The 25,220-nt window shown below is 67.9% G+C and carries 28 protein-coding genes; 14 read left to right on the top strand and 14 right to left on the bottom strand.

Annotated features, from left to right (window positions below; genetic code table 11):
• Window positions 1-80: 80 nt before the first annotated feature.
• The 3 genes from G582_RS0106545 (at window position 81) to G582_RS0106530 (ending at window position 4,803) form a co-directional block, all read left to right on the top strand.
• Window positions 81-689, top strand: coding sequence for a DUF4126 domain-containing protein (locus G582_RS0106545; RefSeq protein ID WP_028839156.1), 609 nt, complete (start codon window positions 81-83; stop codon window positions 687-689).
• A gap of 158 nt (window positions 690-847) precedes the next feature.
• The gene (locus tag G582_RS0106535; protein ID WP_051246876.1) at window positions 848-2,542 is read left to right on the top strand and encodes an EAL domain-containing protein; all 1,695 of its coding nucleotides are present in this window, start codon (window positions 848-850) and stop codon (window positions 2,540-2,542) included.
• Between the two features lie 44 nt (window positions 2,543-2,586).
• Complete coding sequence (locus G582_RS0106530) at window positions 2,587-4,803, top strand: ATP-binding protein (RefSeq protein ID WP_028839154.1); 2,217 nt, start codon at window positions 2,587-2,589, stop codon at window positions 4,801-4,803.
• A gap of 47 nt (window positions 4,804-4,850) precedes the next feature.
• On the opposite strand, the gene bfr is transcribed toward G582_RS0106530, so the two are convergent.
• The 6 genes from bfr to pssA form a co-directional block, all read right to left on the bottom strand.
• Complete coding sequence (gene bfr, locus G582_RS0106525) at window positions 4,851-5,324, bottom strand: bacterioferritin (RefSeq protein ID WP_028839153.1); 474 nt, start codon at window positions 5,322-5,324, stop codon at window positions 4,851-4,853.
• A 105-nt stretch (window positions 5,325-5,429) separates the two neighbouring features.
• Window positions 5,430-5,639 carry a (2Fe-2S)-binding protein gene (locus tag G582_RS0106520; protein ID WP_028839152.1) on the bottom strand — a complete coding sequence of 70 codons (210 nt, stop codon included), beginning with the start codon at window positions 5,637-5,639 and terminating at the stop codon, window positions 5,430-5,432.
• 87 nt (window positions 5,640-5,726) lie between these two features.
• Complete coding sequence (queD, locus tag G582_RS0106515) at window positions 5,727-6,080, bottom strand: 6-carboxytetrahydropterin synthase QueD (RefSeq protein ID WP_028839151.1); 354 nt, start codon at window positions 6,078-6,080, stop codon at window positions 5,727-5,729.
• 54 nt (window positions 6,081-6,134) lie between these two features.
• Complete coding sequence (gene rimI, locus G582_RS0106510; RefSeq protein WP_038053175.1) at window positions 6,135-6,617, bottom strand: ribosomal protein S18-alanine N-acetyltransferase; 483 nt, start codon at window positions 6,615-6,617, stop codon at window positions 6,135-6,137.
• On the bottom strand, window positions 6,614-6,889 hold the full coding sequence (locus G582_RS15755; protein WP_038053173.1) for a hypothetical protein: 276 nt from the start codon (window positions 6,887-6,889) through the stop codon (window positions 6,614-6,616). Before G582_RS15755 ends, rimI begins: the two co-directional genes overlap by 4 nt.
• A 2-nt stretch (window positions 6,890-6,891) precedes the next feature.
• Complete coding sequence (pssA, locus tag G582_RS0106500) at window positions 6,892-7,665, bottom strand: CDP-diacylglycerol--serine O-phosphatidyltransferase (RefSeq protein ID WP_028839149.1); 774 nt, start codon at window positions 7,663-7,665, stop codon at window positions 6,892-6,894.
• Between the two features lie 74 nt (window positions 7,666-7,739).
• Here pssA and G582_RS0106495 point away from each other — a divergent pair, with 74 nt between their 5' ends.
• From G582_RS0106495 to G582_RS0106480, 4 genes are all read left to right on the top strand, one after another.
• Entirely contained in the window at window positions 7,740-8,123 is a 384-nt protein-coding gene (locus G582_RS0106495) for a DUF4124 domain-containing protein (protein ID WP_051246873.1), read from the top strand.
• A complete protein-coding gene (locus tag G582_RS0106490) occupies window positions 8,120-8,386 on the top strand; it encodes a DUF4124 domain-containing protein (RefSeq protein ID WP_156880327.1) in 267 nt (88 codons plus the stop codon). The genes G582_RS0106495 and G582_RS0106490 overlap by 4 nt, the downstream gene beginning before the upstream one ends.
• A 66-nt stretch (window positions 8,387-8,452) precedes the next feature.
• Window positions 8,453-10,180: a proline--tRNA ligase gene (locus tag G582_RS0106485; RefSeq protein WP_028839146.1), complete on the top strand. Its 1,728-nt coding sequence runs from the start codon at window positions 8,453-8,455 to the stop codon at window positions 10,178-10,180.
• A 130-nt stretch (window positions 10,181-10,310) separates the two neighbouring features.
• Window positions 10,311-10,682, top strand: a complete 372-nt coding sequence (locus G582_RS0106480; protein ID WP_028839145.1) for an H-NS histone family protein — start codon at window positions 10,311-10,313, stop codon at window positions 10,680-10,682.
• 77 nt (window positions 10,683-10,759) lie between these two features.
• On the opposite strand, the gene G582_RS0106475 is transcribed toward G582_RS0106480, so the two are convergent.
• Window positions 10,760-12,022 carry a threonine/serine exporter family protein gene (locus G582_RS0106475; RefSeq protein WP_051246870.1) on the bottom strand — a complete coding sequence of 421 codons (1,263 nt, stop codon included), beginning with the start codon at window positions 12,020-12,022 and terminating at the stop codon, window positions 10,760-10,762.
• 56 nt (window positions 12,023-12,078) lie between these two features.
• On the opposite strand from G582_RS0106475, the gene G582_RS0106470 reads away from it, so the two are divergent.
• The 5 genes from G582_RS0106470 (at window position 12,079) to G582_RS0106450 (ending at window position 17,384) form a co-directional block, all read left to right on the top strand.
• The gene (locus G582_RS0106470; protein WP_051246867.1) at window positions 12,079-13,203 is read left to right on the top strand and encodes an MlaE family ABC transporter permease; all 1,125 of its coding nucleotides are present in this window, start codon (window positions 12,079-12,081) and stop codon (window positions 13,201-13,203) included.
• 2 nt (window positions 13,204-13,205) lie between these two features.
• On the top strand, window positions 13,206-14,030 hold the full coding sequence (locus G582_RS15750) for an ABC transporter ATP-binding protein (RefSeq protein WP_051246864.1): 825 nt from the start codon (window positions 13,206-13,208) through the stop codon (window positions 14,028-14,030).
• Between the two features lie 13 nt (window positions 14,031-14,043).
• Window positions 14,044-14,970 (top strand): MlaD family protein, encoded by a 927-nt coding sequence (locus G582_RS0106460; protein WP_028839142.1) that lies wholly within the window; start codon window positions 14,044-14,046, stop codon window positions 14,968-14,970.
• A complete protein-coding gene (locus tag G582_RS0106455) occupies window positions 14,967-15,623 on the top strand; it encodes an ABC-type transport auxiliary lipoprotein family protein (RefSeq protein WP_028839141.1) in 657 nt (218 codons plus the stop codon). The genes G582_RS0106460 and G582_RS0106455 overlap by 4 nt, the downstream gene beginning before the upstream one ends.
• Window positions 15,624-15,707: 84 nt before the next feature.
• On the top strand, window positions 15,708-17,384 hold the full coding sequence (locus G582_RS0106450; protein ID WP_028839140.1) for an electron transfer flavoprotein-ubiquinone oxidoreductase: 1,677 nt from the start codon (window positions 15,708-15,710) through the stop codon (window positions 17,382-17,384).
• A 298-nt stretch (window positions 17,385-17,682) separates the two neighbouring features.
• Here G582_RS0106450 and G582_RS0106445 read toward each other — a convergent pair whose 3' ends face one another.
• Together G582_RS0106445 and G582_RS0106440 are read right to left on the bottom strand one after the other, a co-directional pair.
• On the bottom strand, window positions 17,683-18,309 hold the full coding sequence (locus G582_RS0106445) for a CoA transferase subunit B (RefSeq protein WP_028839139.1): 627 nt from the start codon (window positions 18,307-18,309) through the stop codon (window positions 17,683-17,685).
• Between the two features lies 1 nt (window position 18,310).
• Complete coding sequence (locus tag G582_RS0106440) at window positions 18,311-19,030, bottom strand: CoA transferase subunit A (RefSeq protein WP_211219309.1); 720 nt, start codon at window positions 19,028-19,030, stop codon at window positions 18,311-18,313.
• Between the two features lie 168 nt (window positions 19,031-19,198).
• On the opposite strand from G582_RS0106440, the gene G582_RS0106435 reads away from it, so the two are divergent.
• On the top strand, window positions 19,199-19,945 hold the full coding sequence (locus tag G582_RS0106435) for an electron transfer flavoprotein subunit beta/FixA family protein (protein ID WP_028839137.1): 747 nt from the start codon (window positions 19,199-19,201) through the stop codon (window positions 19,943-19,945).
• A complete protein-coding gene (locus tag G582_RS0106430; protein ID WP_028839136.1) occupies window positions 19,945-20,886 on the top strand; it encodes an electron transfer flavoprotein subunit alpha/FixB family protein in 942 nt (313 codons plus the stop codon). Before G582_RS0106435 ends, G582_RS0106430 begins: the two co-directional genes overlap by 1 nt.
• A 55-nt stretch (window positions 20,887-20,941) precedes the next feature.
• Here G582_RS0106430 and G582_RS0106425 read toward each other — a convergent pair whose 3' ends face one another.
• Genes G582_RS0106425 through G582_RS15745 form a run of 5 tightly spaced genes read right to left on the bottom strand, consistent with a single transcriptional unit; the run spans window position 20,942 to window position 25,220 of the window.
• Window positions 20,942-21,319, bottom strand: a complete 378-nt coding sequence (locus tag G582_RS0106425; protein WP_038053169.1) for a GtrA family protein — start codon at window positions 21,317-21,319, stop codon at window positions 20,942-20,944.
• 30 nt (window positions 21,320-21,349) lie between these two features.
• Window positions 21,350-22,324 carry a glycosyltransferase family 2 protein gene (locus G582_RS0106420; protein WP_028839134.1) on the bottom strand — a complete coding sequence of 325 codons (975 nt, stop codon included), beginning with the start codon at window positions 22,322-22,324 and terminating at the stop codon, window positions 21,350-21,352.
• A 15-nt stretch (window positions 22,325-22,339) separates the two neighbouring features.
• Entirely contained in the window at window positions 22,340-23,734 is a 1,395-nt protein-coding gene (locus G582_RS0106415) for a hypothetical protein (protein WP_028839133.1), read from the bottom strand.
• Between the two features lie 44 nt (window positions 23,735-23,778).
• Window positions 23,779-24,342, bottom strand: coding sequence for a hypothetical protein (locus G582_RS0106410; protein WP_156880323.1), 564 nt, complete (start codon window positions 24,340-24,342; stop codon window positions 23,779-23,781).
• Between the two features lie 5 nt (window positions 24,343-24,347).
• The gene (locus G582_RS15745; RefSeq protein WP_051246861.1) at window positions 24,348-25,220 is read right to left on the bottom strand and encodes a glycosyltransferase; all 873 of its coding nucleotides are present in this window, start codon (window positions 25,218-25,220) and stop codon (window positions 24,348-24,350) included.

The following is a 25,220-nucleotide window of genomic DNA, read 5'->3' as shown; positions in this document are numbered from 1 at the left end:
GCATCCACGCCGCGCCTGCGTCAAGCCGGCGCCACGTTATAGACTGCCGGCATCGCAGCCTGCACCGGATATCCGCACGCATGGAGACGGCCCACGTATTCGCGATCGGGGTGTTGCTGGCCTGGCTGGCCGGCATCCGCGCGTACCTGACCGTGTTCGGGGTCGGCATCGCCGGCCTGTTCGGCTGGCTGGACCTGCCGCCGGCACTGGAAGTTACGCAGTCGCCGTGGGTGCTCGGCACCGCCGGCACCCTAGCCGCCGCCGAGTTCCTGGCCGACAAGATCCCCGGCGTGGATTCCACCTGGGATCTGCTGCAGACCTTGCTGCGGATTCCCGCCGGCGCGTTCCTGGCGGCGGCCACGCTGTCGCCGGATGGCCAGCTCGGGGCCGGCATGCTGGCCACCGGCGCCGGCGTTGCGCTGGCCAGCCACGTGCTGAAGTCGGGCACGCGCGCGGTGTTGAACGGCTCGCCGGAGCCCTTCAGCAACTGGATCGCCTCGGTGACCGAAGACGCGCTGGTGATCGGCGCGTTGGCGCTGGCCTTCAGCTATCCGTGGTTGGCGCTGGGCCTGGCCGTGTCGGTGAGCATCGCGCTGGCCCTGCTGGTCTGGTGGCTGTGCCGGAAGGTGCTGCACGGCATGGCGCGGCTGCGCGACGCCGCGTTCGCGCCGCGCTCCGGCCGGCCGTAGTACCGTTTTCCGTCAGATGTCACACTGAGACGTGTTCCACGTCACCCTTTCATGATCATGAGGAGATCCATGAAGTTGTTCGCCACGGACGCCGCGCCGGCACTTCCGGGTTCGCGCGCCCTGCTGCCAGATCGCGCCGCAGCCGCCGGGACCCGGGCATGAGCAGCGCGCACGGCGAGGCCGGTGCAGCCGCGGCCCCGTTTCGCGTGCTGATCGTCGAGGACGACCGCAGCCAGGCGATCTTCGCCGAGGCGATCCTGCGCGGCGCCGGCATGCAGGCGGAAGTGGTGGCGATGCCGGAACGGATGATGGAGGCGATGGAGCGCTTCGACCCCGACCTGGTGCTGATGGACCTGCATATTCCCGGTTCCAGCGGCACCGCGCTGACCGCGCAGATCCGCGAACACCCGCGCTTCGAGCACACCCCGGTGGTGTTCCTGACCGGGGATCAAGACCCCGAGCGCCAGGTCGAGGTGCTGGAACACGGCGGCGACGATTTCATCCTCAAGCCGGTGCGCCCGCGCCATCTGATCGCGGCGGTGCAGAGCCGGGTCAAGCGCGCCCGCGCGCTGGCCGGCAGCCGCATGGCCAAGATGGACAGCGACCGCCACCCGGTGACCGGCCTGTACACCCGCCCGGCGCTGATGAAGGCGCTGGCCGCGCAGCTGGCCCAGCGCACCCCGGGCGGTGCCCTGCTGGTGGAAATGGGCAACGCCGCGGCGCTGCGCAAGCACTACGGCTACGCGGCGTTCGAAAACCTCATCAACGACGCCGGCCGCTACCTCGGCAGCCTGGCCCAGGACCACATCACCGCGCGCCTGAGCGACAACGCCTTCCTGATGGTGGTGGCCGGCAGCGACCGCGGCGCGCTCGACGCCTACGCGCGCAACCTGCGCGACGGCGTCGGCTATCACGACTTCCAGACCGACGGCGACACCATCCGCCTGCGCTGCACCATCGGCTATACCAACTTCGAGCACGGTTTCACCGATGCCGGCGCGGTGCTGGCGGCCTGCGAGGAAGCCGCGCGCGAGGCGCAGGGCTCGCCGATCGGCCTGGCCACCTACGTACCCCCGGACACTGCCGTATCCAGCGACATCGCCGATGAGCTGCGCGCCGCGCTGGCGTCCGGCAGCGAGGCGCTTTATCTGGCGTTCCAACCGGTGGTCGCCGTGGCCGGCGGCGACGATGCCCAGTTCCAGGTGCTGGTGCGCATGCACGGACCGGACGGCAGCGTGCGCCGTGCGGGCGAGTTCCTCTCGGTGGCCCACTCCGCCGGACTGATGCCGCAGGTGGACCGCTGGGTGATGGAGCAGGCGCTGGTGCTGCTGCAGAAGCGGCGCGCGGAAAGCCGACCGATGCGCCTGTTCGTCTCGCAGTCGCCGGGCACGCTGGCGCAGGACAGCTACGTCGGCTGGCTGCTGCAGGCACTGGAGCGCAACAACGTCGACCCGTCCTCGCTGGTCATCGACCTGCGGCTGGACGATGCGGTGGTGCACGTGGTGCTGCTGCACCAGTTCTGCGAGCAGCTGGTGCCGGCGGGCGTGCAGTTCTGCCTCAGCCAGTTCCGCCGCGGCGAAGACGCCAACCAGTTGCTGCAGGAACTGCCGCTGGGCTATCTGCGCCTGTCCGCCGATTTCGCCCAGCAGCCGCTGCCGCAGGAACTGCATGACGAGATGCGCGAGGTGATCGAACGCGCGCACCGCCTCGGCCTGCAGGTGATCGGCCAGGCGGTGGAAGATCCGCAGGCCGCCGCGGCGCTGTGGGTGGGCGGCATCGATTTCATCCAGGGCAACCTGGTGCAGCGCCCGGACCAGGCGCTGGACTTCGATTTCAGGAGCGCGACCTTGTGAGCAGCGACGACGCCCGTGGCCTCAGCCTGTTGACCACCCGTTGGCTGGCGCTGGGCGCGGCCGGCGGCGCATCGTTGGCGCTGCTGGTCGAGCAGTTCGGCGTGGAAGGCCCGTGGCAGATGATCGCGCTGGTACTGGCCCTGCTGGCGCTGTTCGCCAGCATCACCCTCGCCTTCGCGGTGCGCAGGCGCGAGCAGGAGATCCAGCAGCAGGAACGGCAGGGTCGCTACAGCGAAGAAGAAATCAACGCGTTGCAGCGCGAGATCGACCGCCACACCCAGCTCGAATCCGAGCTGACCCGCGCCAAGCAGGCGGCCGAATCGGCGGTGATGGCCAAGGGCGAGTTCCTCGCCACCATGAGCCACGAGATCCGCACCCCGCTCAACGGCATCATCCCGATGCTGGACCTGCTCTCCACTTCGCGGCTGGCGCTGGACCAGCAGGAAATCCTCAGGACCGCCACCGCCTCGGCGCAGCAGCTGCTGCGCATCGTCGACGACATCCTGGACTACTCCAAGCTCGAAGCGGACCGGCTGGAACTGGAAACCACCGGCTTCAACCTGCGCGAGCTGCTGCACAGCGTCATCACCCTGATGGAGCGGCCGGCCGAAGCCAAGAGCCTGCACCTGACCCTGTTCATCGACCCCTCGGTGCGGCTGCCGGTGCGCGGCGACCCGGTGCGGCTGCGGCAGATCCTCAGCAACCTGATCAGCAACGCGATCAAGTTCACCGAGCGCGGCAGCGTCACCGTCAACGTGCGCCGCACCGGCGAAACGCCGGCCCAGCACCAGCTGCGTTTCGAAGTGCAGGACACCGGCATCGGCATCGACGCGGCCACCCGCGAGCGGCTGTTCCAGCCGTTCAGCCAGGCCGATGCCTCGACCACCCGCATCTACGGCGGCACCGGCCTGGGGCTGGTGATCTCACAGCGGATCGTGGCGCTGATGGGCGGCAGGATCGGTGTGGAATCGCAGCCGGGCATGGGCTCGACCTTCTGGTTCGAAGTCCCGCTGCTGAAGGTGCAGGGCGACATGCCCACCCAGCAGGAAGACCTGCACGGCGGACGGGTGCTGCTGATCACTACCGACCAGCGGCTGCGCATGCGCCTGACCATGCTGCTGCCCAACTGGGGGCTGCGCGTGACCACGGTGGAAAACACCCACGACGCGCTGGAGCGCCTGCGCCAGGCGCGCGCCCAGGGCGAGCCGTGGAACTACTCGGTGGTGTTGGCCGACCTGTCCAGCATCCGCAGCACCGCGCTGTCGCTGGCGCGCAACATGGAGCGCCGCTCGCAGTTCGGCGATGCCCGCCTGGTCTACCTGCGCGGCGATGAAGTGACCTCGCTCGACCTGCCGCTGTCGGCGACGATCATTCCGCGCAACGTCGAGGACGTCGACCTGCGTGCCGCGCTATCCGCCTCCGGGGTGTCGTGGTCGCACCACGACCCGCATCCAGAGCCGACGCCGCGTACCCCGCGCACGATGCCGGAGCGCAAGACCCGCGTGCTGCTGGTGGAGGACAACCCGGTCAACCTGATGGTGGCGCAACGCCTGCTGCAGGTGCTGGGCGTGGACTGCGACGCGGCCGGCAACGGCCAGGCCGCGCTGGAGAAGCTCGACGACGGCGACTACGACCTGGTGCTGATGGACTGCCAGATGCCGGTGCTGGACGGCTATGCCGCCACCCGCCGCTGGCGCGAGATCGAACAGGAGCGCAGCCTCGAGCGGCGCCTGCCGATCGTGGCGATGACCGCCAACGCAATGGCCGGCGACCGCCAGAAGTGCCTGGACGCCGGCATGGACGATTACCTGGCCAAGCCGGTCACCCGCGCCGAGCTGGAGCAGTGCGTGACGCGCTGGAAGAGCTCCAACCTGGCGGTACCGGAAAGCCTGCCGCCGGCCGCGCAGATGGCCGAGCGTTCACCGCCGGTGCTGGACAGCAGCGTGCTGGGCGAGCTGCGCGAGGTGCTGGGCCCGGAAGTGGACCGCATCGTCACCGTTTACCTGGAAGACGCGCCGCGGCTGATTGCCCAGCTGGAACGGGCGGCCGCCAGCAATGATCCGATCGCGCTGCGGGTGGCCGCGCACACGCTGAAGTCTTCCAGCGCCAACGTCGGCGCCACCACCCTGTCGGAAGCCGCGCGCGACCTTGAACACGGCGCCCGCGACGGCACTTTGGCCAACCCGGGCAGCGCGGTGGCGCGGATCGTCGGCGAGTTCGCGCAGGTGCGCGCAGCGCTGCAGGCCACGCTGCCGCGCTGAGCGGCGGCGGCTCCGGTTCGCCGCCAGCGCGGCGACCGGGCCTGCGCTCAGCTGCGGTCGAGTTGCTGCGCCAGGTAGTTCGCCTCGCCCAGACGCTCGACCAGCGAAAGCTGGGTCTCGATCCAGTCGATGTGCTCTTCCTCGGAATCCAGGATGTCGGCGAACAGCTTGCGGCTGACGTAGTCGGCCACGGTTTCGCAATAGGCGATCGCCTCGCGCAGCAGCGGCACCGCCTCCAGCTCCAGCGCCAGGTCGCAGCGCAGGATCTCCAGCGGCGTCTCGCCGATGCGGATCTTGCCCAGCGCCTGGAAGTTGGGCAGGCCATCGAGGAACAGGATGCGCTCGGACAGCGCATCGGCATGCTTCATCTCGTCGATGGACTCGTGGTGCTCGTGGTCGGCCAGCGCCTTCAGGCCCCAGTTCTTCAGCATCTTGGCGTGCAGGAAATACTGGTTGATCGCTGTCAGCTCGTTGTAGAGCGCCTTGTTCAGATAGCCGATGACCTTGGCGTCGCCCTTCATGGCGTCCTCCTGCGGGGAAAGCGCCAATGTACCGCCTGCCGCATCGCCCTGGGCGAAACGCGAAGAGTCCTGCTTGCGATGCGGATGCGCAGCCGCGGCCGGGACTCAGGCCGCGTGGGCCAGCATCGGCATCGGCAGCGGCAGCGCGCGGCGGGCGCGGGCCTCGTCGATCAACTCCGCCACCAGGCCCAGGCAGGATCCGCAGCTGGCACCGGCGCCGGTGCGCATGGTCATTTCGGAAACGCTGTCGCAGCCGGCATCGGCTGCTTCGCGGATCTGCCGATCCGTCACCCCGTTGCAGATACAGACGTACATCGCGTGCCACCGGCTGGAACCAATGGCGCGATTCAATATCATTTGCGAATGATTGTCAATTAGAAGCCGCCCGGATGGCGGCGGCGTTCAGCCCCGGTAGCGGCAGCCGGAAGTGCAGGTCTCGTGCACCACCACTTCCGACAGCAGCGGCACCCGCGGCTTCATCCGCGCCCAGATCCACTGCGCCAGCCGCTCGCTGGTGGGGTTTTCCAGACCTTCGATGTCGTTGAGGTAGTGGTGGTCCAGCTGTTCGTACAGCGGCGCGAACGCCGCCTTCAGCTCGGCGAAATCCATCACCCAGCCGGTATGAGGGTCGGGCTCGCCGGAGACGTGCAGTTCGATCCGGAACGAGTGTCCGTGCAGGCGCGCGCACTTGTGCCCCTCGGGAACATTGGGCAGCCGGTGCGCGGCCTCGAGGGTAAAGCTCTTGAAGATGTCCATGCCGCCATTCTATTGATTCGCCGGCCGCGCCACCGCGGCCGCGCTGGGGGGCGCTCAGTCCAGCAGCTCCATCGCCATCACGATGGCGTCCTCGCGGCCGTCGCGCGCCGGGTAGTAGCGCGGGCGCCGGCCAATCTCGTTGAAGCCGCTGCGCTCGTACAGCGCGATCGCGCGCGGATTGGACGGCCGCACTTCCAGGAACACCCGCTGCGCGCCATTGCCACGGGCGATCTTCAGCAGCGTCTGCAGCATCCGCGCGCCCAGGCCCTGGCCTTCGTTGCCGGGCGCGGTGCACAGGTTGAGCACGTGCGCTTCGCCGGCGGCGATGCTGAGTACGCCGTAGCCGACGATCACGCCCTGCCGTTCCAGCAACCACATCGGATAACCGGCGTGCAGGCAGTCGCGGAAGATGCCGCGGGTCCACGGGTACGGATAGGCGCGCTGTTCGATCAGCATCACCGCGTCGAGGTCGGCCTCGCGCATCGGCCGCAGGCCCGGCGCGGTTTCCGCCTGGTAGGCCTGCTGCATGGCGCTCATGCCGAAGCGTCGCGCCGCAATGCGCGCAGGCGCGGCCACAGCGCGCGCTTGGCGGCGGCGTCGCCGCGCAGGCGGGCACTCTGTGCAGCGATGTCGGCGCGGGCCAGCAACGCTTCCGGCGACACCCCGGCCGCGCGCGCCAGCCGCGCCAGCATCGACGCGTCCAGCGCCATCCCGCCGCCGGCGACAGGCGCGGAAGGCGCATCAGGCAGGCGATACAGCACGTGGCCGAACTCGGCCAGCACCGCGCGCTGGAAGCCGTCCCAGCTCACGCTCAGGCGTCCTGCCCCGACGGGTGACGACGGCGCAGCCACATCAGCGGCCCCGAAAGCGCGTACAGCGTGCTGGCGGTCAGCAGCGTCACCGCCGGCGCAACCCACAGCGCAATCAGGATCGCCAGCGCCACCACCAGCACGAAGAACGGCACCCGGTCGGCCTTCGGCCCGCTGCCGCTGCCCTTGAAGCTGCTGTAGCGGATCCGGCTGACCATCAGCAGGCCTGCCGCCACGGACAGCGCCAGCGCCGCATAGCGCAGCTCCTCGCCCGACCAGCCGAATTCCTGGCAGACCCAGACGAAGCTGGCCATCAGTCCCGCCGCCGCCGGGCTGGCCAGACCGACGAACCAGCGCTTGTCCACGGTGCCGACCTGGCTGTTGAAGCGGGCCAGCCGCAGCGCCGCGCAGGCGGCGTACAGGAACGCCGCCAGCCAGCCGATCTTGCCGAGGGTCAGGCTGTCCAGCTTCATCGACACCAATGCCCAGTGGTACATCAGCATGGCCGGGGCCATGCCGAAGCTGATCAGGTCGGCCAGCGAGTCGTACTGCACCCCGAACTCGCTCTGGGTGTTGGTGAGCCGGGCCACCCGGCCATCCAGCCCGTCCAGCACGGCCGCCACGAAGATGGCGATGCAGGCCGCCTCGAAGCGCCCCTGGGAGGCCGCGATGATGGCGAAGAAGCCGCCGAACAACCCGCCGGTGGTGAACAGGTTGGGCAGCAGGTAGATGCCGCGGGCGCGCGGGCGCGGGGCGGGGGTTCCGTTTTCGTCCATCCCGTCAGTTTACGGGCTTGCGGCGGCGGCGGCGCGGTGCTGCAATCGGCATACATTCCCCCGGAGCCGCCCGCATGACCAACATCCGCACTCTTGCCGTCGCGCTGGCGCTGACCCTGGTCGCCGCACCGGCATTGGCCCAGCAGCGCGTCTATCAGTGGAAGGACGCCAACGGCGTGACCCACTACACCGACGTCGCGCCCAAGCAGGGCCACCAGACCCGCGACATCGAGGTCAAGGACGGCAAACCGGCGGAAACCGCGGCCAAGCAGCCGGAAAGCGAACAGTGCACCAAGGCCCGCGGCAACGTCACCCGCCTGCAGGCCGGCGGGCCGATCGGCATCGACACCAACGGCGACGGCAAGCCCGACCGCAACATGAGCGCCAACGAGCACAAGGCCCAGCTGGAGCTCAACCAGGCGGCGGTCAAGGCGTTCTGCATGCAGGCCAAGCCGTGAGGCAGCTGGGCATGCTGCTGGTCGCGGTGGCACTGGCGGCCGCCGCGTGGTGGTGGTTCACCACCGAGATGCCGCGCCGCGAGCGCGAGCGCCAGGCCGCCGCAGAGGTGGCGACGATCCAGGCCGAGCGCGCCAATGCGCTGTACCGCTGGCGCGACGATGCCGGCAACCTGCAGGTCACCGAAGAACCGCCAAAAGGCCGCCGCTACGAGCGGATCAACCGCAACCCGCAGGACGGCATGGCGGTGGACGGCGCGAAATAGCGCTCCGCGCCGCGGGGGCGTCGGCGGCGCGTGGCAGAATGCGGGTTTTCCCCACGCCCGAATGCCATGCGCCTGTCGCAATTCCACCTCCGCACCGAGAAAGAAACGCCCGCCGACGCCGAGATCGTCAGCCACAAGCTGATGCTCAAGGCCGGCATGATCCGCAAGCTTGCCGCCGGCCTGTACACCTGGTCGCCGCTGGGGCTGCGGGTGCTGCGCAAGGTGGAAGCCGTTGTGCGCGAGGAAATGAACCGCGCCGGCGCGATAGAAATGGCGATGCCCTCGGTGCAGCCGCGCGAGCTGTGGGAGGAAACCGGGCGCTGGGCGAAATTCGGCCCGCAGCTGCTGAAGATCCGCGACCGCAAGGAACAGGAATACTGCTTCACCCCCACCGCCGAAGAGGCGGTGACCGATTTCTTCCGCCAGGAAATCGCCAGCTATAAGCAGCTGCCGGTGAATTTCTACCAGATCACCAGCAAGTTCCGCGACGAAATCCGCCCGCGTTTCGGGGTGATGCGCGCGCGCGAATTCATCATGAAGGACGCCTATTCCTTCCACGCCGACGATGAATCGCTGCATGCCCAGTACCGCACCATGTACGACACCTACACGCGCATCTTCACCCGCTTGGGGCTGAAGTTCCGCGCGGTGGCGGCGGACACCGGCGCGATCGGCGGCAGCGCCTCGCACGAATTCCACGTGCTGGCCGATTCCGGCGAGGACGCGCTGGCGTTCTCGGAAACCTCCGATTACGCCGCCAACGTCGAGCTGGCCGAAGCGGTTTCGCCGGGTGCGCGCCCGGCGGCATCGGAAGCGCTGCGCGACATCGAAACGCCAGCCCAGAAAACCTGCGAGGACGTGTCCGCGCTGATGGGCATTTCGCTGGCGCGCACGGTGAAATCGGTGGCGATCATGGCCGGCGATGGCGACGGCAACCTGCCCGAAAAGGGCGGGCAATTCGTGCTGGCGCTGGTGCGCGGCGACCATTCGGTCAATGAAATCAAGCTGGCGAAACTGCCGGGGCTGGCCGATTACCGGCTGGCCACCGAAGCGGAAATCCTCGAATACCTTGGCAGCGAACCCGGCTTCCTTGGCCCGCTGCATGCGCAAAAGCCGATCCGCGTCATCGCCGACCGCAGCGTGGCCGCGCTGGCCGATTTCGTGGTCGGCGCCAACAAACCCGGCTTCCATATCGCCGGCGTCAACTGGGGCCGGGATCTGCCGGAGCCGGAAACCGCCGATATCCGCAACGTGGTCGAAGGCGACCCGTCGCCGGACGGCAACGGCAGCCTGCGGATGGCGCGCGGGATCGAGGTCGGCCACGTGTTCGCGCTCGGCCGCAAATATTCCGAAGCGATGAAATGCACGGTTCTGGATGGCAACGGCAAGGCGGTGCATCCGGCGATGGGCTGCTACGGCATCGGCGTGTCGCGCATCGTCGCCGCGGCGATAGAGCAGAACCACGACGACGCCGGCATCCGCTGGCCGCAGGCGATGGCGCCGTGGCAGGTGGCGGTCTGCGTGATCAATCCGAAGAACGACCCGGCGGTGGCAGAAGCCGCCGAAACCCTGCACGCGGAATTGAATGCCGCCGGCATCGACACCGCGCTGGACGACCGCGGACTGCGCCCCGGCGCGATGTTTGCGGATATCGAACTGATCGGCATCCCGCACCGGGTAGTGGTGTCCGGGCGCGGGCTGGAAGCCGGCACTTTCGAATATCGCGCGCGCAGCGCGGCCGAGGCGGAAAACCTGGACCGGGCCGCCCTGCTGGCACGGATCGCCAACGGCTGAGGCAGCCAGCCGAGCAAACCCGTTATTGCGGGGATATTGGCGACAAAGGTCTCCGTGGTTATCATCCGTCCATCCACGGACCGGATGATCCTCCCATCAAATATCCCGCCATCAAATAAAAGAAGAGCCCATGAGCCTGAATATCGAAACGCTGAACCCGCAGGAACTCGCCGCGCTGATCAAGCGCGCCAACAGCCGCCGCAAGGTGCTGGCCAAGCGCAAGCCGGCCGCGCAGACCAAGACAGCCGTCGCCAAGGTGCTGAAGGCCTCCGGCTGGACGTTCGAAGAGCTGTACGGCAAGACCGGTGGCAGCGCCGCCGCCGCGCCGGCAGCCAAGAAGGCGCGCAAGGCCGCCAAGGGCCGCAGCACCGGCAAGGTGGCGCCGAAGTATCGCAACCCGGCCAACGAGAAAGACACCTGGACCGGCCGTGGCCGCCAGCCGCGCTGGGTGGCGGCGGAAATCGCCAACGGCCGCAAGCTGGAAGATCTGCTGATCAAGTAAGCGCGCGCCATCGGAATCGAAAACGCCGGCATCATGCCGGCGTTTTTGTTTTCGTATCGCGCCGAATCAAGCCGCGCTCAAAGGCTGCGCCGCGCCGAGATCAGCAGGTTGCCGAATACCAGCCCCGCCAGCAGCGCCATCAGGGTATTGAGCGCGGCCATCGCCGCGGTTTCGCCGGCACCGATGTCCTGCGACTGCACCAGCGAAATCACCCCGCGCAGGGAAATGCTGCCGGGAACCAGAATGATGATGCCCGGCAGGCGGATCAGCGCGCCGGGCCTGTTGAACCAGCGCGCATAGGCATTACCCGCCGCGGTTGCCGCCAGCGCGGCCAGGAACACGCCGGCAATCGGCCCCAGCCATTCGCCGGAAAAGCGCGAAATCAGATAGCCCGCGATCACCGAACCCATCACCAGCGGGTAATCACGACGGCCGGCCTGGAACAGCACCGCGAACGCATAGGCAGCCAGCGCCAACGCGCACCAGACCACCCATTCCGGCTGCGAGCGCAGCGCCCGCACCTGCGGTTCGATGCCGACCACATCGGCCATCCCGAACGCGATCGCGATGCCGATGGTCAGGCTGACGATGGTCATCAGTGCACCGGCGAAGCGCGCGGTGCCGGATACCAGGTGACGGCTGGTCAATTCGTTGGTGGACAACGCCAGGGTCATGCCGGGCAGCAGCACGATGACCGCCGCGATGATCACGGTATTGAGGTTCAGCGGCCCGACGAAACCGCTGACCAGGATCGCCACCGTGCCAGCCAGCAGGCCGGCCAGCGCCTCGAAACTTTCGTGCAGGCTCGGCCGCGACTGCGCGGCCACCGCCAGGCCGCCGATCAGCAGGCCGATCACGCAGGCGGTGGCGATGTCCAGCCACGGCAGCCGCAGCAGCCCGGCCACCGCGGCCGAGGCCAGCGCGAAGCCGAGTGCCGCCATTACCTGCCCGCGCCTGCCGCCGGGACGGTCCAGCTCGCGCAGGGCCGCACGCCCTGCGCCGATGCCCATCCGTCCGTTGATCACGTCCTCGGCAATGCGGTCGGCTTCGCACAGCTTGCGCAGATTGGTATCGCCCAGGCCCGGACGGATGATGCGGGTGGTATCCGACTCGCCGGCCGGCCGCGCCGGATCGCTGAACGACAGGATGATCCCGGTCGGGTTGCACCACGGCTGGCATTCCAGCGCCAGCTTGCGCGCCACCGACTCGATCGCCGCCTCCATGCGCTGCGAGGTGGTGCCGTAGGCGTGCAGGTGCCGGGCCAGGTCCACCACGAAGGCAATGCGTTCGGTGTAGGTCGCTTCGGTCATGGCGGGCGGGCGAAGAAGGCGCACAAGCATCGCATGGGCGATGGCGCATTCCCACGTCCACACGGCATTGCGTAAGCTTGCTCGGCATGGACCCGGTCAACGACAGCGAAACGCCTGCCGCCGGCATCGACCCGGATCTCGATCCGGGCATCCTGCGCCTGCGCGGCCGCTGGACGCTGCGCCATGCCACGGCGATCGCGACCGCGCTTGGTGGCGCGCCGGAACACGTGGGCGGCGTGGATGCGCGCGGCTGCGAGCGGTTGGACACGCTGGGCGTGCTGCAGTTGCTGCGCTTCGCCGATCGCCGCGGGCTGGACTATTCGACGATGCGCTTCCGCGCCGACCAGCAGCCGCTGGTGGATGCGATCGAGAACGTCCACGACGACCGTCCCGCGCGCAAGCGCGAACTTGGCGTGCATGCGGCAATGGAACGCCTCGGTCGCGCGGTGGTGGAGAACACCCGCGAGGTGGTGCTGCTGGTTGGCTTCTTCGGCGAGGTGCAGGCCAAGCTGCTGCGCCTGTTGAAGCAGCCGGCGCGGCTGCGGCTGACCGCCACCGTCCATCACATGGAACAGATTGGCCTCGACGCGGTGCCGCTGGTGGCGCTGCTGTCGTTCATGGTCGGCGCGGTGATCGCCTTCCTTGGCGCGATGGTGCTGGTCGACTTCGGCGCCACCATCTTCGTGGTCGAGTTGGTCAACGCCGCCTTCTTGCGCGAATTTGGAGTTCTGCTTACCGCGATCCTGCTGGCCGGCCGCACTGCCAGCGCGTTCACCGCGCAAATCGGCATGATGGTGAACCGCGAGGAGGTCGATGCGATCCGCGTGCTCGGCCTCGACCCGGTCGACCTGCTGGTGATCCCGCGCGTGCTGGCGCTGCTGGCGATGCTGCCGCTGCTGACCTTCATCGCGATGCTGGCGGGCATGCTGGGCGGCATGGCGGTGGGCGCGGCCAACCTCGACATTCCGGTTGCCGCCTACATCGCACGCACCCACGAAACCCTGGAGCTGCGGCATTTCGTGGTCGGCATGGCCAAGGCGCCCTTGTTCGCGCTGGTGATCGCCTTGATCGGCTGCCTGGAGGGGCTGCAGGTGAAGGGCACTGCGCAGTCGCTGGGCGAACGCACCACGTCCAGCGTGGTGCAGGCGATCTCGTTGGTGATCGTGATCGACGCCTTCGCCGCGCTGTGGTTCATGCAGATGGATTACTGAGCATGGCCGATCCCATCGCACTCCGCGCCGGCAACGGCAGCGCCGCCGGCGAGACGCCGGTGGTGCGCGTGCGCGGGCTCGTCAACCACTTCGGTGAACAGGTGGTGCACGACGGCGTCGACCTGGACGTGCGGCGCGGCGAGATCCTCGGCGTGGTCGGCGGTTCGGGCTCGGGCAAGTCGGTGCTGATGCGCGCGGTGCTGGGGCTGCGCAGGGCCGATGCCGGCCGCATCGAAGTGCTGGGGATGGACGCGACCTCGACCGACCCGGTGCTGCGCCGGCACATCCAGCGCAGCACCGGGGTGCTGTTCCAGGACGGCGCGCTGTTCTCGTCGCTGACCGTCGGCGAGAACGTGCAGGTGCCGCTGAAGGAGTACTACCCGGAGCTGCCCGAATCGCTGCGCTACGAGCTGGCGCTGCTGAAGATCAAGCTGGCCGGGCTGCCGGCCGACGCCATCGACAAACTGCCCTCGCAGCTGTCCGGCGGCATGCGCAAGCGCGCCGCGCTGGCGCGCGCGCTGGCGCTGGACCCGCCACTGCTGTTCCTCGACGAACCCACCGCCGGCCTCGACCCGATCGGCGCCGCGGCGTTCGACGCGCTGATCCTGACCCTGCGCCGCGCGCTGGGCCTGACCGTGTTCCTCATCACCCACGATCTCGACACGCTATACGCTATCTGTGACCGGGTGGCGGTGCTGGCCGACCGCAAGGTGCTGGCAACCGCGCCGGTGGCCGAGCTGGAGCGGCTCGACCATCCGTGGGTGCAGGAATATTTCAACGGCCCGCGTGCGCGCGCCGCGCGCGCAACGGCGGGAGCAAACGACTGATGGAGCACAGCTGATGGAGACGCGCGCCAACTATGTGCTGATCGGCACCTTCACCCTGATCACCACGGTGCTGCTGCTGCTGTTCGCACTGTGGGCCAGCAACTTCTCCGCCGCGCGCAACTGGCGCGAATACATGGTGGTGTTCACCGAGCCGGTGACCGGCCTGACCGAAGGCGGCAGCGTGCAGTACAACGGCCTGGCGGTGGGCACGGTGGAAAGCCTGAGCCTGGACGACAACGATGCGCGCCGGGTCATCGCGCGGCTGAAGGTGAAAGCCAACACGCCGGTGAAAACCGACACCCGCGCCAAGCTCTCGCAGCAGGGCATCACCGGCGTGCCGTTCATCCAGCTCACCGGCGGCAGCCCGAAAGCGCCGGCGCTGCAGCCACCGGCCGAGGGCCAGCTTCCGGTCATCCGCACCGAGCCGTCGGCGCTGCAGAACATCGCCGACACTGCCAACCGGCTGGTGGCGCGGCTGGACCAGGTGCTGAGCGAAGAGAACATCCAGCGCATTGCCGCCACGCTGGAACACCTCGAACAGGCCACCGGCAGCATTGCGGGACGCCGCGAGGAGATCAGCGAGTTGATCGTCAACGCGCGCGACGCCACCGCTACCCTGAAGACCACGCTGGACCACGCCGACGGCGCGATCCAGGGCATCGACCAGGACTTCGTGCAACGCCTGCCGGCGCTGCTGGACAAGCTCGACGCGGTGGTGACGAAGCTGGACGCGACCGCCGGCAATGCCAACGCCATGATCGCGGAGAACCGCCCGGCGCTGCAGAGCTTCACCAGCGACGGCCTGGCCCAGCTGGGCCCGACCCTCGTGGAGCTGCGCGCGCTGATGCGCGACCTGCGCGCGCTCAGCGGTCGGATGGAAGGCAATCCCGCGCGCTACATCCTGGGCCGCGACGCACCCAAGGAGTTCGACCCCAAATGAGCCCCCTGCAGCGATACCTCCACCCCGCCCTGCTCGCCGCCAGCCTGCTGCTGGCCGGCTGCAGCAGCCTGATCGGCGGGCCGCGCGAAACCCCGACGATCTATGCGCCGGAACCCGCGCTGCGGGTCGAGCCTTCGTGGCCGGCCGCCGACTGGTCGCTGGCCGTCGCTCACCCCGGCGAGGCGCAGATGGACGACGGCCCGCGCATCGTGGTCAGCCCGGTGCCGGGCGAACTGCAGGTCTATCGCGGCGCGCTGTGGGCGCGCACGCCGGCGGAGATGGTGCAGGACGTGGTGTTGCGCACGCTGGAGGACAGCGGCAAGCTGCCGCTGGTCGCCCGCCAGGGCAGCGGGGTCAGTTCCGACTACCGGCTGTTGCTGGAGATCCGCAGGTTCCGCGCCGAGTATGCGGGGAATGCATCGCCCGCCGCGGTGGTTGAGGTCAACGCCACGCTGCTGCACTTGCGCGACCAGACCGTGGCCGGCAGCCGCAACTTCCGCCAGTCGCAGCCCGCAGCGGGAGTCGCAGTAGCGGAGGTCGCCGATGCCTTCGCGCAAGCGCTGTCCGCGTTGGGCCATGATGTTGCCGGCTGGAGCCTGCAGACCGGACAGGCGCACACCGGCCAGCCGCATCCTTCTACGCCCGCGCGTTGACCTGCGGACACGGCATTCCAGCGCCCTAGATTGCCGGCTCCAGACAAAGCCCGGACAATCGACGGTCTGCCAGAGGAGAGCCGCATGAATCCAGCCGCCCAGGACGCCGTCGAACGCGAGTCGATGGAATACGACATTGTGGTGGTTGGCGCCGGCCCGGCTGGCCTCGCCACCGCGATCCGGCTCAAGCAGTTGGCCAGCGCGGCCGGCAGCGAGGTCTCGGTCTGCGTGCTGGAAAAAGGCTCCGAGCCGGGCGCGCACATCCTGTCCGGGGCCATCGTCGATCCGAAGGCGCTGACCGAGTTGTTCCCCGACTGGAAGGAGCGCGGCGCCCCGCTGAAGCAGGCGGTGACGCGCGACGAATTCCTGTTCCTGGATGAAACCTCCGCCCGCGCCACCCCGCACTGGCTGCTGCCCGAGTGCTTCCACAACCACGGCAACTACGTGGTCAGCCTCGGCGCGCTGGCGCGCTGGCTGGCCCAGCAGGCGGAAGCACTGGGCGTGGAGATCTTCCCCGGCTTCGCCGCCGCCGAACTGCTGTTTGACGAGGCCGGCGCGGTCAAGGGCGTGGCCACCGGCGACATGGGCATCGGCAAGGACGGCCAGCCCACCGACCAGTACCAGCCGGGCATGGAACTGCACGCCAAGTACACGATCTTCGCCGAAGGCGCGCGCGGCCAGCTCGGCCGCGAACTGATCGCCAAATACAAGCTGGACGAAGGCAAGGACCCGCAGAGCTATGCGATCGGCATCAAGGAGCTGTGGCAGGCCGATCCGGCCCGGCACCAGCCCGGCCTGGTGGTACACACCGCCGGCTGGCCGCTGGACAGTGATACCTATGGCGGCTCGTTCCTGTACCACGCCGAGGACGGCAAGATCGCGGTCGGGTTCGTGATCGGGCTGGATTACAAGAATCCGTGGCTGAGCCCGTTCGGCGAGTTCCAGCGCTTCAAGACCCATCCGTCGATCCGCAAGCACCTGGAAGGCGGCAAGCGCATCGGCTACGGCGCGCGCGCGCTGACCGCCGGCGGCCTGCTCAGCCTGCCGAAGACCATCTTCCCCGGCGGCGCGCTGGTCGGCTGCGAAGCCGGCTTCCTCAACGCCAGCCGCATCAAAGGCAGCCACGCCGCCCTCAAGACCGGCATGCTGGCCGCCGAGGCCGCGTTCGCGGCGCTGGGTGAGGGCCGCCAGCGCGACGAACTCACCGCCTACCCGGCCGCCTTCGAGAAGAGCTGGCTGCACGCCGAGCTGCTGCAGTCGAAGAACTTCAAGCAGTGGTTCAAGAAGGGCCGCAGCTTCGCCACCCTGATGACCGGGATCGAACAGTGGCTGTTGCCGAAACTGGGCATCCGCAACCCGCCGTGGACGATCCATCGCCAGACGCCCGATTACGCCTGCCTGCAGCCCGCGGCGAGCCAGCCGAAGATCGAATATCCGAAGCCCGATGGCGTGCTGACCTTCGACCGCCTCAGCTCGGTGTTCCTGTCCAGTACCCACCACGACGAGAACCAGCCGGCGCACCTGACCCTGAAGAACCCGGCCATCCCGGTGACGGTGAACCTCAAGGAATACGCCGGTCCCGAGGCGCGCTACTGCCCGGCCGGCGTATACGAATTCGTCGGCGAGGCCGGCAACGAGCGCCTGCAGATCAACGCCGCCAACTGCGTGCACTGCAAGACCTGCGACATCAAGGACCCGACCCAGAACATCGTCTGGGTGGCGCCGCAGGGCGGCGGCGGGCCGAATTACCAGAACATGTGATTGTCGAACGGGCCAGACTCCGGCGGGCCGGGCCCCGCGGCGAATGTCCCCCGGCAACGCCCTGACGGTCGCTGCCTCCTCCTTGATTTCGCCGCAAGCCCCGGCCCGCCGGAGCCTTCGCAACGTCCGGGCTGCGGTGGCATGAGGATCAAGGACCGGGGCAGGCCCGCCGTTTCGTCGATCTGGGGACGCCGGCAGGCGAACTCCTGTAGCGAAATCAAGGAGGAGGCAGCGGCAACGCCGCTGCCGGAGGACATTCGCGGAAGGGGTTCGCCTGTTGGCGGCCCCCCGCGATACCTCAGCGCAGCGGCACGCCCGTCTTTTCGACAGCTTCCTCGCGGCTGACGCCTTCGGCCAGTTCGACCAACTTCAAGCCATCCGACGTCACGTCGAACACGCCCAGCTCGGTGATGATGCGGTTGACCACGCCCACGCCGGTCAGCGGCAGGGTGCATTCGGGGATGATCTTCGGGGTGCCGGCCTTGGTGACGTGCTCCATCAGCACCACCACCCGCTGCACCCCGGCCACCAGGTCCATCGCGCCGCCCATGCCCTTGACCATCTTGCCGGGCACCATCCAGTTGGCCAGGTCGCCCTTGTCGGTCACTTCCATCGCGCCGAGGATCGCCAGGTTGATGTGGCCGCCGCGGATCATCGCGAACGAGTCGTGGCTGCCGAAGAAGCTGGCGCCTGGCTGCGTGGTGACGGTCTGCTTGCCGGCATTGATCAGGTCGGCGTCGAGTTCGGCTTCGGTCGGGAACGGGCCGATGCCGAGCAGGCCGTTCTCGCTCTGTAGCCACACGTTCATCCCGTCCGGGATGTAGTTGGCCACCAGCGTGGGCAAGCCGATGCCGAGGTTGACGTAGGCGCCGTCGGTGAGTTCGCGGGCGGCGCGCTGCGCCATCTGTTCGCGGGTCCAGGCCATCTCAGTTGCCCTCCGGCTGGCGAATGGTGCGCTGCTCGATGCGCTTCTCCGGCGTCGGGTTGACGACGATGCGCTGCACGTAGATGCCGGGCAGGTGCACGTGGTCGGGGTCGATGTCACCGATCTCCACCAGCTCCTCCACCTCGGCCACGCAGACTTTGCCGGCCATCGCGCAGGCCGGGTTGAAGTTGCGCGCGGTCTTGCGGAAGACCAGGTTGCCGGCCTTGTCGGCCTTCCATGCCTTGACCAGCGACACGTCCGCCTTCAGCGCGGTTTCCATCACGTACATGCGGCCGTCGAACTCGCGGGTCTCCTTGCCTTCGGCCACCACCGTGCCGTAACCGGTAGCGGTGAAGAACGCGGGGATGCCGGCGCCCCCCGCGCGCAGACGTTCGGCCAGCGTGCCCTGCGGGTTGAACTCCAGCTCGAGCTCACCGGCCAGGAACTGGCGCTCGAACTCCTTGTTCTCGCCGACGTAGGAGGAAATCATCTTGCGGATCTGCCGCGTGCCCAGCAGCTGGCCAAGGCCGAACCCGTCCACGCCCGCGTTGTTGGAAATCGCGGTCAGGTTCTTCACCCCGGAATCGCGCAGCGCCTCGATCAGCGCCTCGGGGATGCCGCACAGGCCGAAGCCGCCGACGGCGAGGGTCTGGCCATCCGCCACCAGCCCATCCAGGGCGGCGGCGGCACTGTCGTACAGCTTGCTCTTGGCGGACGCCACGGGCCGTTCTCCAATGCGGGTAGAGCAGCCATTCTAGCGATTCGTGCGAGAACACCCAGCGTACTTTCGGGCAATCGCCGGTCGCGCAGGCAGCGCGGCCGGGCGTCCGCTAAAATAGGCGGTCGGCTCGAAAGGCCCCTTTCTCGCTCCAGCAAGGACATCCGCACGATGAAGATCCTCGTCGGCTACAAGCGCGTGGTGGACTACAACGTCCGCATCCAGGTCAAGCCGGACGGTTCCGGCGTGGTCACCGACGGCGTCAAGCTGTCGCCCAACCCGTTCGACGACATCGCGCTGGAAGAAGCCCTGCGCCTGCGCGACAAGGGCATCGCCAGCGAAGTGGTGGTCGCCACGATTGCGCCCGCCGACGCCCAGCCGCACCTACGCAACGGTCTGGCGATGGGCGCCAACCGCGCCATCCACGTGGTCGCCGACGGCCCGGTGCAGCCACTGACCGCGGCCCGCGCCCTGCTCAAGCTGATCGAGAAGGAACAGCCGGACCTGGTCATCCTCGGCAAGCAGGCGATCGACGACGACGCCAGCCAGACCGGTCAGATGCTGGCCACGCTGTGGGGCCGCCCGCAGGCCACCTTCGCGTCCAAGCTGGATGTTGCCGATGGCAAGGCCACCGTGGTCCGCGAGGTCGATGCCGGCCTGGAAACGCTGGAAGTCGACCTGCCGGCGGTGGTCACCACCGACCTGCGCCTCAACGAGCCGCGCTTCATCAAGCTGCCCGACATCATGAAGGCCAAGAGCAAGCCGCTCGAAACCATCGCTTTCAGCGACCTCGGCGTCGATGCCAACGACTCGCTCAAGACCACCCACTACGCAGCGCCGGCCAAGCGCAGCCGCGGGGTGATGGTGAAGGATGCGGCCGAGCTGGTCGCCGCGCTCAAGCAGAAGGGGCTCCTGTGATGTCCAACGTCCTGATCGTTGCCGAACACCTGGGCGGCAAGCTCAACGCCGCCACCGCCAAGACCGTGTCCGCCGCGCAGGCGCTCTCGCCCGCCGCCATCGACGTCGTGGTGCTGGCCGCCGACCCGGCCGCCGTCGCCGCGCAGGCCGCGCAGATCGCCGGCGTGCGCAAGGTGCTGACCGTCGCCAACCCCGCCAATGCCGATGCCATCGCGCAGGTGCTGGCCCCGCAGGTCGCGGCGCTGGCCCAGGGCTACAGCCACGTGTTCGGGCCGTCCACCACCTTCGGCAAGGACCTGATGCCCTGCGTCGCCGCGCTGCTGGGCGTGAACCAGGTCTCCGACCTGATGGCGGTGGAAGGCAGCCACACCTTCAAGCGCCCGATCTACGCCGGCAACGCCATCATCACCGTCGAGGCACCGGCCGACCAGGTCGTGGTCGCCACTGTGCGCACCGCCTCCTGGCCGGAAGCCGCGCAGGGCGGCAGCGCCGCGGTCGAAGCCACCAGCGTCGATGCCGCTCTGCCCGCGCACACCCGCTTCAAGGGCCTGGCCGCCGGCAAGTCCGACCGCCCCGACCTGCAGAGCGCCAAGCGCGTGGTCTCCGGCGGCCGCGGCGTCGGCAGCGAGGAGAACTTCAAGGTCATCTACGCGCTGGCCGACAAGCTGGGCGCGGCGGTGGGCGCCTCGCGCGCGGCGGTCGACGCCGGCTACGTGCCGAACGAACTGCAGGTCGGCCAGACCGGCAAGATCATCGCCCCGGAGCTGTACGTCGCCGTCGGCATCAGCGGCGCCATCCAGCACCTCACCGGCATCAAGGACGCCGGCACGATCGTGGCCATCAACAAGGACGGCGACGCGCCGATCTTCGAGATCGCGGACATCGGCCTGGTGGGGGATCTGTTCCAGATCCTGCCGGAGCTGGAAGCGGCGCTGGGCTGACTCGCGACAGACCATCGAATGATTGAGGTGAAGAAGGAGCCTATCGGCTCCTTCTTCATTTGTAGACCCAGTACCTGCATGCCAGAAAAGAACAAGCTGCCAGCACCAGCTCGACCAGCGGTTTGGCCAACCATGCCACTTGCACCCCAAGCACGCGGTTGACCATCACCAGCGCCGCGGTGCTGGCAACGGTCATCCCGCACCAGAGCACTCCATAGCGCAGCATGCGTTGCCAGCCGAGCTTACTGGCTCCTTCCTCGCGGAAGGTGAACAGGCCGTTGAGGCTGTAGGCCGCCAACGCGCCCAGCAATCGCGCCCCCAGGTTGGCTGGCGCAGTGCCAAGCTCCAACCAGGTCATCCACACGAACGCAGCCCAGTCCACGCACAGTGCAATCCCCCCCACGATGAAATAGGCAAGTACTTGGCGAGGCAAGCCGGATATCGTGGAAGGCCTGCTCACACGTCAGCCCCATAGCCCGGGCGTGAGCGTATTCCGCGGCACCCCTGCGATGTCATAGGCAAGGAACGCAAGCAGCAGTTGCAGGCCTATCAGCACCGGCATCGCGGCGAGCATGATCACTCCTGTCGCCGCCACCTGCTGTGTGGCCAGCGATTGCCACCAATGCCAGCCCCCATAAACTGTGCCGAACACGCAGAGGCCGATTCCCACCAGCAACTCCAGCGATGCGATGGAAACGTCCCGCAGGAAATAGTTGTAGAAGATCCGCTTGAAAAAGTTCGTCGAATGCTTGCGAAGGAACTCCGGCAACACCTTGCCTATCCGGAGATTGCTGACCTCGTCGCCGTAACGCGCGTCCATCGGGACATCCAGGACCACGGCCCTGAACGTGCCCAGCCGGAACAACATGTCCGACTCGAAGAAATAGCGCCTGCTGATCCTGTCCATCGGCAGCAACGACGCCACGCGCGCCGAGATCGCGGTATATCCGTTGGTGGGATCGAAAATGTCCCAGTAGCCGGTCGAGAACTTGTTCATGAAAGACAGCACCGCGTTGCCGGCCAGCCGCATAGCAGGCATTCGGGCGATGTAGCGAAGATCGTAGAAGCGGTTGCCCTTGGTGTAGTCGGCATCGCCCGCCACGATCGGGGCAACGAACCGCGGCAGCAGCGCCGGGTCCATCTGTCCATCACCATCGATCTTGACGATCATATCGATGCCCGCGCTGATCGCCTCCCGGTACCCGGTCATCACCGCGCCACCCACCCCCTCGTTGCGGGCATGGCGAATTACCTGCACTCTGGGATCGAAACAATTCGTCCGGATGAAATCACCGCTCCCCTCGGGGCAGGCATCGTCCACGCAGTAGATGCGCTCGACAATGCCAGGCACCGCCGCCAGCACGGCCAGGATCTGCCCGGTCACCTTGAAGCAGGGGATGACCACGCCGATCCTGCAAGGCGCCTGCGCTCCGGTCATACCCGCCTCCCCTGATCAGTCATTATCGGCCCCCATGGACGCCCGGGCCGATGGTGCCGCCCCTACCAACCCGCGCGGACGCAGCAGCGTATGAATGCAGAGCAGCGTCGCGATCAGCGCAACCGGATACAGGTAGCGGACGTCGCAGGCAATCGTCGTCGGCAGGAATGAAAGCAGATAGGAGCCCGCACCCACCGCCGAGGCCCTGGCCGCGAAAGCCTCGCCCCCCTCGTTCTTGCAGAACAGGAAGACGCCCGCGACCAGCAACAGTCCCGCATACCACCAGTGGCGGAATACCGGCGAGGGCGCCAACCATCCTGCCAGCCTGCCCAGCATGCGGTCCCGCGGATCCATTTCCTCGGTCAAGCCCACGGCCGCGAGTTGCCGGCTGTCACCGGCGACCCCCCAGTAGGCCGGAACGCATCCGATCACGCCACCCACGCCCATCAATGCAGCGAATGCCTGGCCCCTATGGGTCAGGTACGCCATCGGATCATGCTTGATCCCCGCCCACCAGACGGCCTGCAGGCGTCCGCCAGTCAAGCTGTCGGAGTATCCACGCACGGCTTCGTCGCGCCAGAGCGTATCGATGCGCTCCGGACTGTAGCCCACCTGCATGCGGCGAATGGCCACCTTGTCCGCCTCCGTCCATGCAGCAGCATCGTCCGGCCGGGCGTAGGCGACCATGCCGATGATGTCGTAGACCTGGATCGTAGCGATCCCTACCGATACCGGACTGGCAGGTAGGGGCGCCACACGGCTTGCCGCCGCCTTCGCCAACAAGCCACTGGCCATGCCCGTGAGCACAAGCACGCCCGCCGCAATGGCCATACGGAAGGGACGAGTGAGGGCAAAGCGGCTCGCCACGCTCCAGGCGCTCGCCAGCGCCAACGGAACCGACAACAGGACGCCCTGCTGCCGGATCAGCGGCAGCGCGGCGATGCAGATCGTGGCGCACAGCACCGACAGCCAGAATGGAACGCCCCGCCAGCGCGGCAGCAGCAGCAGGAGGACGATTGCCGAAGCCGCACAGGTGGCCAGTAAGACGTCTTTCCAGAGAATCCCGACATAGAACATGAAGAGCGGATTGACGGCCAGCACCAGCGCAGCCAGCACCCGCCAGCGCATGAACCGTCCGGGCTCCACCCCAGCCAGCAGGAGCGCCACGAACGCGCCATAGGTTGCCAGGGTATTCAGCGCGACGAATATCGCAGCCCCCAAGCTGCCGCCACCAAGCCAGGCCAGCACTGCAGCAAAGAACGGCGGCCCCCAGCCGACGGCTTGGCCAGCCAGGCTCTCGTAGAGCGCCGTCACGCTGTCCACGGACATCTGCCCAGGCGCATGGATTGCCACCAGAATCGTCGCCACGATCGGAGCGACGATCAACAGGGAGGTTCGGTAGGTGCCCATGGCTAGCGGTTGTGGATCATCGGCCTTCATCCTCCTGGCACGCCTCATTCAACCACGCGAATGCGCTTGCCACTCTCACAGAAGTAATCGCCCTGCGGGCGGTCGATCAGGAAGACGACTTCATAGGCGCCTGGCGGCACCGCCGCCAGCGAAAGGCCGATCTCGAATCCGGCGGCCGCCAGTTCGGGGCGCCTGAAATAAGCAGCGACATCCGGCCGGGCCTTGCCAGTCCGGGCGGGCGCCCGGAACTGGTCCGCTCCCTTGAGCACTACATGGAACCCGCCTGCGGCAAGTCCATCCTGCCCGAGCAGGAAACCGTCCAACCGGTGCACGTCTTTCCGGCTGATTTCCACACCCGGCGGGCCCTGGTCCACCATGTCCAGACTGCAGGCCTGCCTGGTCCAGTGCGCCGATGCCAGTCGCTGCGCCGCTGCCGCGTCGACCTTCTCCGCGCGAACCACCTCTCGACCAGCAGCCGATCCATTCCAGTAATGCCCACTTCCGCCGGGAACGGCACGCTCGCGGCAACTCGTGGACAACAGCAGCCCTGCCACCGTGGCGATGGCGAGTAGTCTGCGGATCAAGACCGGGGCATGGCGCATCGACATCCTTCTCAGCCTCGACGACCACCGGAAGCGCCCGGCAGCAGCCGATGCAACCGCTTCGCCAACCTCAACAACCACGGCCTGCGGGCCAGTACCTGCTCCAGCCATCCATAGCGCGCGCGATAGCGGGCCAACTCGTCATGCAGGCCGAACCGGTGCTCGAACAGTATCTCGGCGTTGCGACCGAAGAATTCCAGGTTGTTCCGGAAAATCTCTGCATACGTGCCGACGACCGCGGCCCGGTCGGCGTTGAACCCGGTGGTACGGGAAACATGGCCGACGCGGTAGTGGAACAGATATTCGTCCAGCTGGCGGACTTCCCGGCCCAAGGCGACGATCTTCACCCAGAAATCGTAGTCCTCGACGCCCCGCCTCAACGACTCGCTGAACCCGCCGACACGCTCCCAATCCTCGCGACGGAACAGGCTGGTGACGAAAATCACGTTGTCGATCACAAGCTCCCGCAGCGTGTAGGGCGGCAGCTGCCAGGGCCCGTTTTCCGCGCCGAACCTGTTGGCTTTGCAGTAGACGATGCCGACCTCCCCGGCGCTATCCAGCACCGCGGCCGCCTTGGCGACGTAGCTGGGATCAATCAGGTCATCGGCATCGAGCGGCAGGATGTAGCGGCCGCTCGATGCAGTGATGCCATGATTACGCGCGGCCGCCGGCCCGGCATTCTCCTGGTACAGGACGCGGGTGCGGGGCCACGGGCAACGGCGCAGCAGTTCCAGCGTGTCCGCATCGGTCGATCCGTCGTCGACGATCACCACCTCGATGTCGGGATGGGTCTGCGCCAGCGCAGACCGCATGGTTTCGTCGAGCGTCGCCCCCGCGTTGAAGCAGGGGATGACGATCGAGACCAGATGCCCGGATACCGCCAC

Source organism: Thermomonas fusca DSM 15424, assembly GCF_000423885.1.
Lineage (GTDB): Bacteria > Pseudomonadota > Gammaproteobacteria > Xanthomonadales > Xanthomonadaceae > Thermomonas > Thermomonas fusca.
The sequence above is the reverse complement of the archived record's forward strand: the minus strand, read 5'-3'. Positions and strand labels throughout refer to the sequence as shown.